The sequence below is a fragment of the Aquitalea magnusonii genome (assembly GCF_003202035.1).
GTDB lineage: Bacteria > Pseudomonadota > Gammaproteobacteria > Burkholderiales > Chromobacteriaceae > Aquitalea > Aquitalea magnusonii.
In genome coordinates, this window is the sequence record NZ_QJKC01000011.1 from 17,766 (window position 1) to 32,107 (window position 14,342).

Genomic DNA, 14,342 nt, shown 5'->3' on the forward strand with positions numbered 1-14,342 from the left:
ATGGGACAGCGTTACCCGGCACTGAATGATGGCCATGTCCGTTTCATCGAAGAGCAGCACCTGTTTTTCGTGGCGACAGCCATGGCTGACGGTCGGGTCAACCTGTCCCCCAAGGGCATGGACGCCTTGCGGGTACTGTCACCGGAGCGGGTGCTGTGGCTGAATGTCACCGGCAGCGGTAATGAAACGGCGACACACCTGCAACACAACCCACGCATGACCCTGATGTTCTGCGCCTTTGCTGGCAAGCCGTTGATCCTCCGCCTGTATGGTCAGGCCAGGGCCATTCACCAGGGCGATGCCGAGTGGGAGGCGCTGGCGGCCTTCCTCCCCGCCTTGCCCGGTGCGCGCCAGCTATTTGACCTGACCGTGGAGCTGGTGCAGTCATCCTGCGGCATGTCGGTGCCATTCATGGATTACCAGGGCGAGCGCGAACAGCTGAATGACTGGGCGAAAGCCAAAGGCCCGGAAGGCATTCGGCAGTACTGGCAGGACCGCAACCAGACCAGTCTGGATGGCGTGGCCAGCGGAATTGTGGAAAAGAGTCGCCAGCAGCGCTGACGGGGAGGGGGAGCACAAAATGCGAGCCAATATGGGGTTTCTGTATCGCCATCTGCTGCTCACCTTTGTCCTGCTGGGCCTGAGTTTTTTAATGTTTGGCGCAGCCACCGTCAATCTGGCCATCTTGCTGAACCTGAACATCCATTTGTGGCTGGATGTAGGCTGGCAGGCTGCCATGGATGGGGCCCTGAGCCAGTTATTGCAACTGCTGGGGCTGGGGTATGCCGCCATGCTGATGTATATCGTGTTCAAATGCTGTGAGCGGGTGCTGGTGGAGAGCCTCACCCGGCGGCATGACAATTAGACGGAGTGGGCAGTGCCGGGCCGCCCCCGGACTTGTCCGTCAATAATCCAGGGATAAAGAAGGAATCATCATGAAAATCGCCGTATTGCCGGGTGACGGCATTGGTCCGGAAATCATTGCCCAGGCACGCCGCGTGCTGGACGTGCTGCGTCAGGATGGCCTGCCCATCGAGCTGGAAGAAGCCCCGCTGGGCGGTGCCGGCTACGATGCCTATGGCGTGCCGTATCCGGAATTCACCCAGAATCTGTGCCGCGCAGCCGACGCCGTATTGCTGGGCGCCGTGGGCGGCCCGCAATATGACAAGCTGGATCGCCCGCTGCGCCCGGAGCGCGGCCTGCTGGCCATCCGCAAGGACCTGAACCTGTTTGCCAACCTGCGCCCGGCCATCCTGTATCCGGAGCTGGCCAATGCCTCAACGTTGAAGCCGGAAGTGGTGTCGGGCCTGGACATCATGATCGTGCGCGAACTCACCGGTGACATCTACTTCGGCCAGCCGCGCGGCATTGCCGTCAATGAACTGGGCGAGCGCGAAGCCTACAACACCATGCGCTACAGCGAGAGCGAAATCCGCCGCATCGCCCATGTGGCCTTTGGCATCGCCATGAAGCGCAACAAGAAGCTGTGTTCGGTAGACAAGGCCAATGTGCTGGAAACCACCGAGTTCTGGAAAGAAATCATGATCGACGTGGCGCGCGACTACCCGCAGGTGGAGCTGAGCCATATGTATGTGGACAATGCCGCCATGCAGCTGGTGCGCAATCCCAAGCAATTCGACGTGATGGTGACCGGCAATATCTTTGGCGACATCCTGTCCGACGAAGCTTCCATGCTCACCGGCTCCATCGGCATGCTGCCATCGGCCTCGCTCGACCAGAACAACAAGGGCCTGTACGAGCCTTCGCATGGTTCCGCCCCGGACATCGCCGGCAAGAACCTGGCCAATCCGCTGGCCACCATCCTGTCGGCCGCCATGATGCTGCGCTACACCTTTGCCCAGGAAGAAGCCGCCCAGCGGGTGGAAAATGCCGTCAAGACCGTACTGGCCCAGGGCTACCGTACCGGTGACATCTTCGAGGCCGGCTGCGAGAAAGTCAGCTGCTCCGGCATGGGCGATGCTGTGGTGGCGGCGCTGTAAAAAAAACTTCACCCGGATAGGGTTGACCCCATTGCCTCCTGCGCTATCGCGCTGCACAATGGAGTAATAAAAATACTTGGCCCGCTAACGCTTGCGTTGACGGGCCAATCGCAACTTTAGAGACAGATCCCAGGAGAAACCCGTGAAAGTAGGCTTTGTAGGCTGGCGTGGCATGGTTGGTTCCGTGCTGATGCAACGTATGCGTGAAGAGAACGATTTCGCTGTCATCAACGAACCGGTGTTCTTCACCACTTCCAATGTCGGCGGCAAGGGCCCGGACATCGGCCGTGACGTACCGGCATTGAAAGACGCCAAGAACATCGACGAACTGAAGGCCATGGATGCCATCGTCACCTGTCAGGGCGGCGACTACACCAGCGACATCTATCCGAAACTGCGTGCTGCCGGCTGGAATGGCTACTGGATCGACGCCGCTTCCACCCTGCGCATGGCTGACGATGCCGTCATCGTGCTGGACCCGGTCAACCGCAACGTGATTGACAGCGCACTGGCCAAGGGCGTGAAAGATTATATCGGCGGCAACTGTACCAACTCCATCATGCTGATGGGTATGGGCGGTCTGTTCCGCGAAGGTCTGGTGGAATGGGTTTCCTCCATGACCTACCAGGCTGCTTCCGGCGGTGGTGCCAACCACATGCGCGAGCTGATCAAGGGCATGGGCGTGGTACACGCTGCCGTGGCCGACGAGCTGGCCACCCCGTCTTCCGCCATTCTGGAAATCGACCGCAAGGTGGCTGCCGCCATCCGCGAAGACGTGCCGACCGAATTCTTTGGCGCACCGCTGGCTGGTGGTCTGATCCCGTGGATCGACAAGCAGCTGGATAACGGCCAGTCCAAGGAAGAATGGAAGGGCCAGGCCGAGGTCAACAAGATCCTGGGTACCGACGCCACCATTCCGGTGGACGGCCTGTGCGTGCGCATCGGCGCCATGCGTTGCCATAGCCTGGCACTGACCGTGAAGCTGAAAAAAGACCTGCCGCTGGCAGAAATCGAAGCCATCATCAAGTCCGGCAACGACTGGGTGAAGTGGGTGCCGAACGACCGCGAAATCAGCGTCAAGGAACTGACCCCGGCCGCCATCACCGGTGGGCTGGAAGTCGGTGTCGGTCGCGTGCGCAAGCTGAACATGGGTGGCGAATACCTGTCGGCCTTCGTCATCGGTGACCAGCTGCTGTGGGGTGCGGCCGAACCGCTGCGCCGCATGCTGCGCATCCTGATCGAGCGCTGATTCAGCTTGAAATAGACTTAAGGCTTTAACTGGACTGTCGCCGGAATCGACTACACTGCAAAGGGCGCCTTAACGCGCCCTTTGCTTTTGGCTGAGGTACAATCAGCCTTTTCCAAGAATGTAAGGATTTATTCGGATGATGCAGCTTGCTGTGGTAGGTGCCGCTGGCCTGGTCGGCCAATCTGTTCTCGAACTGCTGGCCCAGCGCCAGTTCCCGGCGGAGCGGGTATTTGCCGTGGATGGCCCGGAGCATGAAGCGTCTACCGTCAGCTATGGCAATCTGGAACTGGATATCCGTCAGCTGGATGAATTCGGTTTCGAGAATGTGGCGCTGGCCATCTTTGTCGCCGGCAGCGATGTGGCGCGCGAATATGTTCCGCAAGCCCGCGCCGCCGGTGTGACCGTGATTGACTTCAGCGATGCCTACCGGCTGGATGCGGAAGTGCCGCTGGTGGTGCCGTCTGTCAATGGCGACCAGCTGCAAGATCTGGAAGCCGGTGCGCTGGTGGCTGCGCCCAACTGCACCGTCACGCCGCTGGCCATGGCGCTGCGTCCCTTGCTGCCCTTGCAGCCCAAGCGTCTGACCGTGGCAACGTACCAGTCGGTTTCCGGCGCGGGTCAAAAGGCGCTGGAAGAACTGGCCGAGCAAACCACCGCCTTGTTCTCGCAACGCGAATCGGAAAATGTCGTATTTGAAAAACGTATCGCCTTTAATGTGCTGCCGCAGATTGGTGCACTGGATGAAGACGGTATGGCCGAAGAAGAGCGTTCGATCGTGCTGGAATTGCGTCGCCTGTTGCAACAGCCGCAATTGCCGATTGAGGCCAGCGCAGTGCGTGTGCCGGTTTTCTTCGGACACGCCTGGGCGGTCAGCCTGGAAGTCGCTGCCGATATTGATCTGGTGCAAGTCAGAAACCGTCTGGTGGCGGCAGGATTGCAATGCGTCACCGCCGAGCAGCACGGCGGTTATATTACGCCAATGGAAGCAACCGGTAATGACGGCATATGGATCAGCCGCCTGCGCAAAACCGCAAATACCATTCAGTTCTGGCTGGCGGCAGATAATGTCCGTGTCGGTGCCGCATTGAATTGCGTGCTGGTTGCCGAGGCCATGTATAAAGCAGGCGTGTTTGAATAAGAATAAATGTAAAGCCCCGGTTCATCCGGGGTTTTGTTGTTATGTAATCTAGCTAAAAGCTTGGCTAGGGCCTAAGATGGCACTAGTTGCCAGCTCTTTGCCTGCGAGGGCAAACCGAGCGAATAAGATCAAGATAAATAAGTGCCGGAAGGTAGACTGTGAATAATCAGGCAAAATTCAAGCTGAGCGTGCTGGCGGTAGCGGTGGTTTGCTCGGCAAATGTATGGGCCGGACTTGGCAGGATCAATGTGCGATCCTTCCTGGGGGAAACCTTTCACGCGGACATCGAGCTGACCGGGGTGCGCTCGAACGAACTGGAAGGCGCCCGCGTCGGCCTGGCCAGTCCCGATACCTTCCGTGACCTGAATGTCGATTATGCCAGCACCATGTCGGCACTGCGCTTTCAGCTGGCGCCCTCGGCACATGGTGCCATTGTTCGCGTCAGCTCTGCCGTACCCATCAATGATCCCTATTTGCGCTTTGTGGTAGAGGCCAAAACCAGCTCCGGCCGCTCGGTGCGCGAATATACCGTGCTGCTCGATCCGGCCAGCTATAATGCGCCGCCATCCAAATCCATCGTGCAGGATGTACCGCAATATGCCGATGAAAACCTGTCCAGCCGTTACCAGGGCAAGACGGGCAAGGCCAGCCGCAATGCCGGCCGTGGCGTACTGCAGACCCGTGCCGGCTCTACCCTGCGCGGCATGGCCGCCAAGGCCGTCCCGCCGGGTGCCACGCTGGAGCAGACCATGGCCGCACTGGTACAGGCCAATCCGCATGCTTTCAGCGATGGCAATCCCAATACCCTGAAGTCGGGCGTAACCCTGAAAATTCCGCCCGCCGCCAAGATCAAGTCGCTATCTGCAGCACGGGTCAATGCCATCCTGCATCCCGACGGCGCAGCGGCAGAGGCCAAGTCGCCAGCGCACGGCCAGGGTGAGGATGTGCTCAAGGTGCTGCCGCCGGATGCCCCGGCCAGCCAGTCCAGCGCCAAGCTTTCCGTACTGGAACAACAGGTTTCCGCGCGTGAACAATCCCTGAAGGACGCCGAGGCCCGCATCTCGGCCCTCGAGCAGCAGCTCAAGGCCATGCAAAGCGGCAAGCCGCAGGCCTCCCAGCCGCAGGCCGAACCCCTTGCTGCCGCTTCGAGTCCGGCCACCGCTGCACCGCCGCAGCCGGCCAGCATGCCGCTTGCCGAAGCGGCCCCTGCAGCAAAACCTGCCGTGGTACACAAGCCGCTGGCACCTCCGCCTCCACCGCCCCCGCCAGAGCCTTCACTGCTGGACCGGCTCATCGACAATCTGCCGCTGGTTGGTGGCGGCGTGGCCGGTGTCGGCCTGCTGGGGCTGCTCGGCGCATTGATTGCCCGCCGCCGCAAGGCGGGCACCGCCACTTCGCTACAGCTGTCCACCCAGACCAATAACGCCGTGCTGGGCCGGAACGCAGTCGGCAGTGGCCCGCACACCGTCAGTGGCGGTCATTCCTTCATGACCAATTTCACCCAGGCATCGGGTGATATCGATGCTGCCGAAGTCGATCCGGTGGCCGAGGCCGAGGTATACATGGCCTACGGGCGCGACGCACAGGCCGAAGAAATCCTCAAGGATGCCCTGGCCAAGGATCCGTCACGGCAGGAAGTGCGCCAGAAATTGCTTGAACTGTATGCGGCACGCCCGGATGCGGCCAATTTCGAAAAGCTGGCACGCGAGTTCCATGCCACGACTGATGGGAAGGGCCAGGCCTGGGCCAGAGTGGCCGCCATGGGCCTGGGCATTGACCCGACCAATGCGCTGTACCAGCTGCCGGAAGACGCCGCCCCTGTGGAAAGTCCTGCCGCCGTTGACGACGGCATCATCGATCTGGATCGTGAGTTGTTTGGCGATCTGCAGGCAGAGCCAGCCCAGGCGCCCGCTACGCTTGAGCCGGAACCGGCGGCAGATCCCTTGCGCGCAGCCTTGTTCGAAGAAGAAGCCCCCGCAGCCGAGCCGGCCCTGGCCGAAGCCAATATGCTGGATTTTGATCTGGATGCCGAACTGGCTGCCGCGCCGCTGGCCGAGCCGGTTGCCACGCCAAGCCCGGCCGAACCGGCCGCGGCGGAGAGCAATTTGCTGGATTTCGATTTCAACCTGGATGGTCTGGCGGCTGAAATGGCTGCCGACAATCATGGCCAGCCGGAAACCGGCACCCTCGAGCTGCCGGCCTCTGCGGCCAGCACGGATGGTTTTGAATCGCTGTATGAAGACATGGTGGCGGCCACACCGGCCGCTGCACCGGCAGCCAGTGCTGCCGCCGTGGCCGCGCCTGCAGCCGAACCCGCTCCGGTAGTGGCCGAAGGCATGACCCTGCTGGATGATCCTTTGTCCACCAAGCTTGATCTGGCCAAGGTCTATCTGGACATGGGCGACCGTGATGGTGCCCGGGAAGTGTTGCAGGATCTGGTTGGAGAAGCACACGGAAGTTTGAAAGAGGAAGCCCAGGCTTTGCTTACCAAAATCAGCAGCTGATGCCGAGCTTGTCGATCAGGTCCAGTTTTGTGGTGCCAGCCGCGCTGTTTTGCAATATTGTCGGTTTTACTATTGAATGGCACACGTTTTAGCCGGGTAGTTCATTAGCAATAAAACCTGCCTTAGCAGGAATCGGGGAAGTCCAGATCATGGCTTCAAAACATAGCATGACCTTGCTCGCCATCTTGTTGGCCGGCATGGGCTCTGCAGGATCGGCCTTCGCCGGCCTGGGGCCGATTCATGTCCTGTCTTCGGAAGGTCAGCCTTTTGAAGCGGAAATTCCCGTGGTGGACGAAGAGCCGCAAGGGAATGTGCTGGTCAGCCTGGCTGATCGCAACAAATATCCGCTGGTGTCGACATATAGCCAGTCGGCGCCGGTGCTGAAGTTTTCCGCCATCCGCAAGCCGGATGGCGGTATCCAGAAGATCCTGGTCAAGGGGCCCAGCCATTTCGATGAGCCCTTGCTGCGTTTCGCGGTGGAAATGAGCTGGCCAGCCGGCCGCCTGGTGCGGGAGTTCGAGGTCGATTACCTGCGGGATGGCCCGCCGCGCAAGGACAAACAGCCGGTTCATGACGACACGGTCAAGAAAAACGTCGTCTCGCCAGACCAGATGCCCCGTCTGAGCAGCCTGGGCCTGGGTGAACTCAAGGTTAAATCCAAACTGGGCGAGCCACTGGTGGCCGAGCTGGAATTGTTCGGTACGGCAGTCAAGCAGACAGACAATGTCAGGGTGGCGCTGTCTGCAGATAGCCTGCAGGGTGCGCCCAGCGGCGAGCAGTTGCAGCTGATTGCCTCCATCTCGCACCAGATCAGCAAGTCGCCAGCCGGCAAATCCATGCTGTTGCTGCGCAGCAGCCAGCCGATGAACGACCCGGTGCTGGCTTTCCGCCTGGAAGTCGGTGCCGGCAATGTCCATGCGCAGAAACATTACAATCTGTTGCTGGATCCCAATGGCTACACCGTTGAAGAGCGTGCCGTCGACTCTGTTGGCGTGCGCAAGAGCGTGCATGGCGCAGACAAGGTGCAACCGCTGAAGGTGTACCGGGTTCTGCATGGCGATACCTTGTCGCTGATTGCCGCCAGGGTAAAGGGTGCCGGCAGTCAGGCCGATGTCGCCAGACGCTTGTATCGGAGTAATCCGGATGCGTTCATCGCGGGGGATGTCAATCGCCTGCGCGCGGGGGCGGCCCTGAAATATCCGGCCGACTGGCGTCTGGCTGCGGATAATGCCCAGAGCAGTGTCGCGCAGCCTGCTGCAGCCCCGGAACCGCCGGCGCCGGCAGTCAAGGCCCCGGCCAAACCGGATGCCGTCGCCACCCTCAAACCCATGAGCAAGCCGGTGGCCGAAGCAGCGCATGCAGCGGCCAAGCCGGCAGCCTCGGCACCCCAGGTGACTGCGGTCAAGGCCGTGGCCGCCGGTGGGGCTGAAGCCGCGCAGGAAGATCGCCTGAAGACCATTCTGCAAAAACAGGATCAGGCCTTGCTGCAGGCCCAGCAAAAGGCGCTGGAGCTGGAGCAGAAAATCCGCAATCTGCAAATTGCCAAAGCCGCAGCAGCCAGCACGGCTGCTGGCGAAACCCACGCTGCGGCCAGCCAGCCCGCGGTGGCTGCTGTTGCCAGTCAGCCAGCCGTCGCCGTAGTGGCCGTCGCCAGCCAGCCGGTCGCTGCCGTGGCATCGGCACCGGCAGCGCAGCCGGTGAAACCGGCCGAGCCGGCTCATCCGCCGGTCAAGGCAGCGCCGCCCAAGCCCGCAGTCGAGGCTGCGCCAGCGCCATCCATGGTGGATGATGTGCTGGACAGCCTGCGCAATAGCGGTGCGCTGATGTATGGCGGTGCCGCCGCCGCTGTCGGCCTGGGTGCGCTGCTGGTGGCACAGCGCCTGCGCCAGCGCAAGGCCGCCGAATCGGCGGGCAAGCCTGCGAGCAAGGCGGCTGCGGATAATGCCTCCATGCTGACCATGGGGCCGTTGACCACGCTGATGAGTGGCATCAAGCGCGGGGAAGGGATTGATCTGGCTTCGGTCGACCTGATTGCCGAGGCGGAGGTTTACCTTGCCTACGGTCGCATCGACCAGGCGCTGGAAATCCTGCGCGAAGGTCTGGTGCGCGAACCGATGCGCCAGGATCTGCGCTACAAGCTGCTGGAAGTATTGGCCATGCAGCCGGACAAGGACGGCTTCATCGCCGAAGCGACCACGGCGCGGGGTATTTTCGGCAAGGACAGCACCCTGTGGATGCGGGTGTGCGAACTGGGCCGCACGCTGGCACCGGAGCATCCGCTGTTTGATGCCAAGCCGGTCCCGGCCGCCTCGCCGCTCGACCTGGAGCCGGTGCGCGTCAATTCCACGGCCGCGGCCCCGGCCGCGATGGCCGAGGCGCTGCCGCAGCATGTGCCACCGCTGGATCTGGCTGCCGAGCTGGGGGCGCTTGAGCCCGAGCCGGAAACGCCATTGGCCATGGATTTCCTCGACAAACCATCCGCCGGGCCCGCGCCGCTGCCGCCGGCTGCCGAGCCCAATCCGGCCTTGAGCGGCCTGGATGCCTTTGCCTCGCTGGGTGAGCAGGAGCTGGAAAACGCGGTAAAGCAGGCGCCCGAGCCCATGTTGAGCATGGACTTCCTGTCTGACCTGCCGGAATCGGTCAAGGTGGATCCACCGCCGCCGCCGCCGGCATCGCCAGCGCCGGCCGCAGCCCAAGGCAAGGCGCAGTCCGAGGCCAATGACAAGATGGAACTGGCCAAGCTTTACCTGGAAATGGGTGACAAGGAAACGGCAGCAGCCTTGATGAAGGAAGCCGGCCAAACCGTGTAGTGCGGACGGCCAGGCCATGCAAAACGGGGGAGCCAATGCTCCCCCGTTTTGCATGGCCCACTGCCACGGGGATTATTTTGTGCTGCTGTCGCCGCGTGGCGGCAGGCTTATCATGCAAGACGGCATGGCGTAAACCCCGCCGGATAGGGTAGAGTTGTTGTTTTAGCGTCCGTTGTTGTCGGCCAAGGCTGCGGCAGCGGAGGATGTTGCAAGCAAGGTGTGGGCATGAGAATAGCGCTCGGCATCGAGTATGACGGCCGGGCTTTTTCCGGCTGGCAGACTCAGCCGCATGGCAATACCGTCCAGGACAGATTGAACCAGGCCCTGAGCCAGATCGCCGGACAAGACATTACAACCCTGGCCGCCGGCCGTACCGATGCCGGTGTGCATGCGGCCATGCAGGTGGTGCACTTCGACAGCCCGATTGCGCGCCCGCTCAATGCCTGGGTACGCGGGGTGAATGCCCATCTGCCGCCCGAGGTGGCCGTGGTGTGGGCACGCGAGGTGGACGAGGATTTCCATGCCCGTTTCTCCGCCTTTTCCCGCGCCTACAGCTACTTCCTGCTGACGCATCCGGTGCGCCCCTGTCTGCTGGCCGGCAAGGTGGGCTGGTATCACCAGCCGCTGGATGTCGAGGCCATGCGCCAGGCTGCCACCATCTTGCTGGGGCAGCATGATTTTTCCAGTTTTCGTGCGGCAGAATGCCAGGCGAAAAGCCCGGTCAAACACCTGCAGCAACTGGAGATCAGCGAGGCGGGCGGGCTGATCCGTTTCGATCTGCTGGCCGATGCCTTCCTGCACCACATGGTGCGCAATATCGTTGGTGCACTGGTGTATGTGGGCAAGGGCAGCCTGGATGCGGCTGATCTTGAGGCGCTGCTTGCCGCACAGGATCGTACCCGTGCACCGCCAACTTTCATGCCGGACGGGCTGTACCTGACCGGAGTCGGTTATCCGGCACAGTATCAATTGCCATCGCAGGCCGCACCGGCCCGCCTGGCGCTGTGGAGATGATGTGAGCATCAGAATCAAGATTTGCGGCATTACCCGGCCGGAGGATGGCGCGGAAGCCGCCCGCCTGGGCGCCGATGCCATCGGCCTGGTGTTTTACCCGAAAAGCCCGCGCAATGTCAGCCTGGCGCAGGCGCAGGCGGTGATTGCCGCCTTGCCGCCCTTTGTCAGCGTGGTGGCGCTGTTCGTCAATCCGGAGCGCGAATTGGTGGAAGAAGTGCTGGCGGCGTGCAGCATCGACATGCTGCAATTCCACGGTGAAGAAAGCGCGGAATTCTGCCGCTCCTTCCGCCGTCCCTATCTCAAGGCGGTACGGGTGAAGCCCGGACTGGACCTGACAGCCGCCGCCACCCGATACCCGGACGCCCGCGGCCTGCTGACCGACGCCTTTGTCGAAGGCGCGCACGGTGGCACCGGGACCACCTTTGACTGGACCTTGTTGCCAGCAGACCTGCCCCTGCCGCTGATTTTGTCCGGCGGGCTGGACGACCAGAATATCAAGCAAGCCGTGGCCGCTGTGCGGCCGGCGGCAGTGGATGTTTCCAGCGGTGTGGAAGCAGCCAAGGGAATCAAAGATGCTGCCAGAATGGCAGCGTTCATATCAGGAGCAAGGCATGGAGCGGTATGATCTTCCGGATGCAAACGGCCACTTCGGACCGTATGGTGGCGTCTATGTTGCCGAAACCTTGATGGCGGCACTGGACGAACTCAAGAACGAATACGAGCGCGTCAAGGCCGATCCGACTTTCTGGGAAGAGTTTCGCCACGAGCTGAAACACTATGTGGGCCGCCCCAGCCCCATCTACCACGCCAGGCGCTGGTCGGAGCAACTGGGTGGTGCACAGATTTTCTTCAAGCGTGAAGACCTCAACCACACTGGTGCGCACAAGATCAGCAATGCCATCGGCCAGGCCCTGCTGGCCCGCCGCATGGGCAAGAAGCGGGTGATTGCGGAGACCGGTGCCGGCCAGCATGGCGTAGCCACCGCCACCGTGGCTGCCCGCTACGGCATGGAATGCTTTGTCTACATGGGGGCAGAGGACATCAAGCGCCAGTCGCCCAATGTCTTCCGCATGAAACTGCTGGGTGCCACCGTGGTGCCGGTGGAGTCCGGCTCCAAGACCCTGAAAGACGCGCTGAACGAAGCCATGCGCGACTGGGTGACCAATGTCGACAGCACCTTCTACATTCTGGGCACGGCGGCCGGTCCGCACCCGTATCCGATGATGGTGCGCGACTTCCTGTCGGTGATCGGCGAGGAATCCAAAGAACAGATGCCGGAAGTAGCCGGTCGTCAGCCGGATGTGGTGGTGGCCTGCGTCGGTGGCGGTTCCAACGCCATCGGCATGTTCTATCCCTATATCAATGTGGACGGTGTGCGCATGGTGGGTGTCGAGGCCGGTGGCCATGGCATTGCCAGCGGCATGCATGCCGCTCCGCTGTCCGGTGGTGCCGGCGTGGGGGTGCTGCACGGTGCCAAGAGCTATCTGATGCAGGATGCCAACGGCCAGGTAGTGGAAACCCACTCGGTGTCGGCTGGCCTGGATTACCCTGGCGTCGGCCCGGAGCATAGCTACCTGAAAGACATCGGCCGCGCCGAATATGTCGCCATCGACGACCAGGAAGCCCTGAGCGCCTTCCACGACTGCTGTCATCTGGAAGGCATCATCCCGGCACTGGAATCCAGCCATGCGCTGGCCTGGGCCGCCAAGGTGGCGCCGACCATGGGCAAGGACAAGGTGATTCTGGTCAACCTGTCCGGTCGTGGCGACAAGGACATCAATACCGTGGCCGGTCTTGCCGGTATCACGCTCTAACCAGGCTAAGGAAGGCTTATGTCACGTATTGCTGCATGTTTTGCCCGGCTGGATGGCAAGAAGGCGCTGATTCCCTTTATCACCGCCGGCGACCCGCACCCTGCGCTTACGGTGGAGCTGATGCACGGCCTGGTGGATGGCGGTGCCGACATCATCGAACTGGGCGTGCCGTTTTCCGATCCGATGGCCGATGGCCCGGTCATCCAGCGTGCCTCCGAGCGCGCACTGCTGCACAAGGTGGGTCTGCGCGATGTACTGGCCATGGTGGCCCAGTTCCGCCAGACCAATACCACCACGCCGGTGGTGCTGATGGGCTATCTCAATCCGGTATTCGTCATGGGTTATGCCAGCTTCGCCGCGCAAGCGCGCGAAGCCGGCGTGGATGGCGTCCTGACGGTGGATTGCCCGCCGGAAGAGGCGGCGGAACTGTCTGCTGCGCTGATCGCGGCGGATCTGGACCCGGTATTCCTGATTGCCCCGACCACGCCAGAGGCACGGGTGCGTGAAATCGCCCGTCACGCCCGTGGTTATGTCTACTATGTGTCGCTGAAAGGCGTCACCGGTGCAGGAAATCTGGACATTGACGATGTAGCGCGTAAAATTGCCGCCCTTAGAGCACATATTCAGGTTCCCATCGGCGTTGGCTTCGGCATTCGCGATGCCGCCACCGCCAAGGCCATCTCAGTGACGGCCGATGCCGTGGTGGTGGGGAGCCGACTGGTGCAGGAAATCGAGGCGGCTACAGAACAAACCGCCAAAGAGCGGTTGACCGGTCTGGTAGCAGAATTGAAAGCTGCCATTCTTTAAGGACACGCAAACGGGGTGACAACACCCCGTTTTATTGTCAGTCCGGCATAGCCTGCCGGACTGCGTTGAGCAAGGAGTCAGCATGAGCTGGTTGAACAAGCTCCTGCCGCCGAAGATCAAGCGCGATTCCCGCGCTGACAAGCCTTCAGCGGTACCGGAGGGGCTGTGGAGCAAGTGCCCGGCATGTGAAGCCGTACTGTATTACACCGACCTGGAGAGCAATCTGCAGGTATGTCCCAAATGTAATCACCACCACCCGCTGAATGCCCGTCAGCGGCTGCATATGTTGCTGGATGACGAAGGCCGCCGTGAAATCGGTGCCGAGGTCAAGCCGGTGGATATTCTCAAGTTCAAGGATGGCAAGCGCTATCCCGACCGCCTGGCAGCGGCGCAAAGCAGCACCGGCGAAGATGATGCGCTGGTGGTGATGCAAGGCAGCATCCATTCCATGCCGGCTGTCGTCGCCGCCTTTGAGTTCCGCTTTATCGGCGGCTCCATGGGTTCGGTGGTGGGTGAGCGTTTCGTGCGTGGTGTACAGGCTGCCATCGAAGCCAAGGCACCGTTCATCTGCGTGGCGGCATCCGGTGGTGCGCGCATGCAGGAGGGCCTGAACTCACTGATGCAGATGGCCAAGACCAGTGCCGCGCTGCAATTGCTGACCGATCACCAGCTGCCGTTCATCTCGGTACTGACCGATCCCACCATGGGCGGCGTGTCTGCCTCCTTCGCCTTCCTGGGCGATGTGGTGATTGGCGAGCCGGGTGCGCTGATCGGCTTTGCCGGCCCGCGCGTGATCGAGCAGACCGTGCGCGAAACCCTGCCGGAAGGCTTCCAGCGTTCGGAATTCCTGCTGGAAAAGGGTGCCATCGACATGATCGTCGATCGCCGCGAACTCAAGCGCAAGATTGCCGAGCTGGTGTCCATGCTGCAAAAGCAGGCGGCTGTTGCCTGATTCTTGCTGACCGTCACGATGTGATGCAGGCCGCTTCCCTTGCTAAGGTAAGCG

12 protein-coding genes are annotated in these 14,342 nt (G+C 61.6%); all 12 read left to right on the forward strand.

Annotated elements, in window-relative coordinates; all coding sequences use genetic code 11:
- The 12 genes from DFR38_RS12645 to accD all read left to right on the forward strand — a co-directional run bounded on the left by DFR38_RS12645 (position 1) and on the right by accD (position 14,288).
- The gene (locus DFR38_RS12645; protein WP_059285083.1) at positions 1–561 is read left to right on the forward strand and encodes a pyridoxamine 5'-phosphate oxidase family protein; all 561 of its coding nucleotides are present in this window, start codon (positions 1–3) and stop codon (positions 559–561) included.
- A gap of 19 nt (positions 562–580) precedes the next feature.
- Positions 581–865, forward strand: a complete 285-nt coding sequence (locus tag DFR38_RS12650; RefSeq protein WP_059285084.1) for a hypothetical protein — start codon at positions 581–583, stop codon at positions 863–865.
- Between the two features lie 70 nt (positions 866–935).
- Complete coding sequence (leuB, locus tag DFR38_RS12655; protein WP_059285085.1) at positions 936–2,000, forward strand: 3-isopropylmalate dehydrogenase; 1,065 nt, start codon at positions 936–938, stop codon at positions 1,998–2,000.
- Between the two features lie 142 nt (positions 2,001–2,142).
- Positions 2,143–3,249: an aspartate-semialdehyde dehydrogenase gene (asd, locus tag DFR38_RS12660; protein WP_082693311.1), complete on the forward strand. Its 1,107-nt coding sequence runs from the start codon at positions 2,143–2,145 to the stop codon at positions 3,247–3,249.
- A 136-nt stretch (positions 3,250–3,385) separates the two neighbouring features.
- Positions 3,386–4,387, forward strand: a complete 1,002-nt coding sequence (locus tag DFR38_RS12665) for an aspartate-semialdehyde dehydrogenase (protein WP_059285086.1) — start codon at positions 3,386–3,388, stop codon at positions 4,385–4,387.
- Between the two features lie 158 nt (positions 4,388–4,545).
- Entirely contained in the window at positions 4,546–6,891 is a 2,346-nt protein-coding gene (locus DFR38_RS12670) for a motility hub landmark protein FimV (protein WP_110313485.1), read from the forward strand.
- 149 nt (positions 6,892–7,040) lie between these two features.
- Positions 7,041–9,701, forward strand: a complete 2,661-nt coding sequence (locus tag DFR38_RS12675) for a FimV/HubP-related protein (RefSeq protein ID WP_146215977.1) — start codon at positions 7,041–7,043, stop codon at positions 9,699–9,701.
- A 225-nt stretch (positions 9,702–9,926) separates the two neighbouring features.
- Positions 9,927–10,715, forward strand: coding sequence for a tRNA pseudouridine(38-40) synthase TruA (gene truA, locus DFR38_RS12680; protein WP_059287194.1), 789 nt, complete (start codon positions 9,927–9,929; stop codon positions 10,713–10,715).
- A gap of 1 nt (position 10,716) precedes the next feature.
- Positions 10,717–11,340: a phosphoribosylanthranilate isomerase gene (locus DFR38_RS12685; RefSeq protein WP_110313487.1), complete on the forward strand. Its 624-nt coding sequence runs from the start codon at positions 10,717–10,719 to the stop codon at positions 11,338–11,340.
- Complete coding sequence (gene trpB / locus DFR38_RS12690; RefSeq protein WP_110313488.1) at positions 11,327–12,529, forward strand: tryptophan synthase subunit beta; 1,203 nt, start codon at positions 11,327–11,329, stop codon at positions 12,527–12,529. The genes DFR38_RS12685 and trpB overlap by 14 nt, the downstream gene beginning before the upstream one ends.
- A gap of 18 nt (positions 12,530–12,547) precedes the next feature.
- A complete protein-coding gene (gene trpA / locus DFR38_RS12695; RefSeq protein ID WP_059287193.1) occupies positions 12,548–13,336 on the forward strand; it encodes a tryptophan synthase subunit alpha in 789 nt (262 codons plus the stop codon).
- An 82-nt stretch (positions 13,337–13,418) separates the two neighbouring features.
- On the forward strand, positions 13,419–14,288 hold the full coding sequence (gene accD / locus DFR38_RS12700) for an acetyl-CoA carboxylase, carboxyltransferase subunit beta (RefSeq protein ID WP_059287192.1): 870 nt from the start codon (positions 13,419–13,421) through the stop codon (positions 14,286–14,288).
- The last annotated feature ends 54 nt before the right edge of the window (positions 14,289–14,342 follow it).

What these genes read in the sequence shown, in the direction of transcription:
- truA (WP_059287194.1), top strand. Translation starts at nt 9,927, where the DNA reads ATGAGAATAGCGCTCGGCATCGAGTATGACGGCCGGGCTTTTTCCGGC.
- DFR38_RS12650 (WP_059285084.1), top strand. Translation starts at nt 581, where the DNA reads ATGCGAGCCAATATGGGGTTTCTGTATCGCCATCTGCTGCTCACCTTT.
- DFR38_RS12645 (WP_059285083.1), top strand. Translation starts at nt 1, where the DNA reads ATGGGACAGCGTTACCCGGCACTGAATGATGGCCATGTCCGTTTCATC.
- leuB (WP_059285085.1), top strand. Translation starts at nt 936, where the DNA reads ATGAAAATCGCCGTATTGCCGGGTGACGGCATTGGTCCGGAAATCATT.
- DFR38_RS12675 (WP_146215977.1), top strand. Translation starts at nt 7,041, where the DNA reads ATGGCTTCAAAACATAGCATGACCTTGCTCGCCATCTTGTTGGCCGGC.
- trpB (WP_110313488.1), top strand. Translation starts at nt 11,327, where the DNA reads ATGGAGCGGTATGATCTTCCGGATGCAAACGGCCACTTCGGACCGTAT.
- accD (WP_059287192.1), top strand. Translation starts at nt 13,419, where the DNA reads ATGAGCTGGTTGAACAAGCTCCTGCCGCCGAAGATCAAGCGCGATTCC.
- DFR38_RS12665 (WP_059285086.1), top strand. Translation starts at nt 3,386, where the DNA reads ATGATGCAGCTTGCTGTGGTAGGTGCCGCTGGCCTGGTCGGCCAATCT.
- trpA (WP_059287193.1), top strand. Translation starts at nt 12,548, where the DNA reads ATGTCACGTATTGCTGCATGTTTTGCCCGGCTGGATGGCAAGAAGGCG.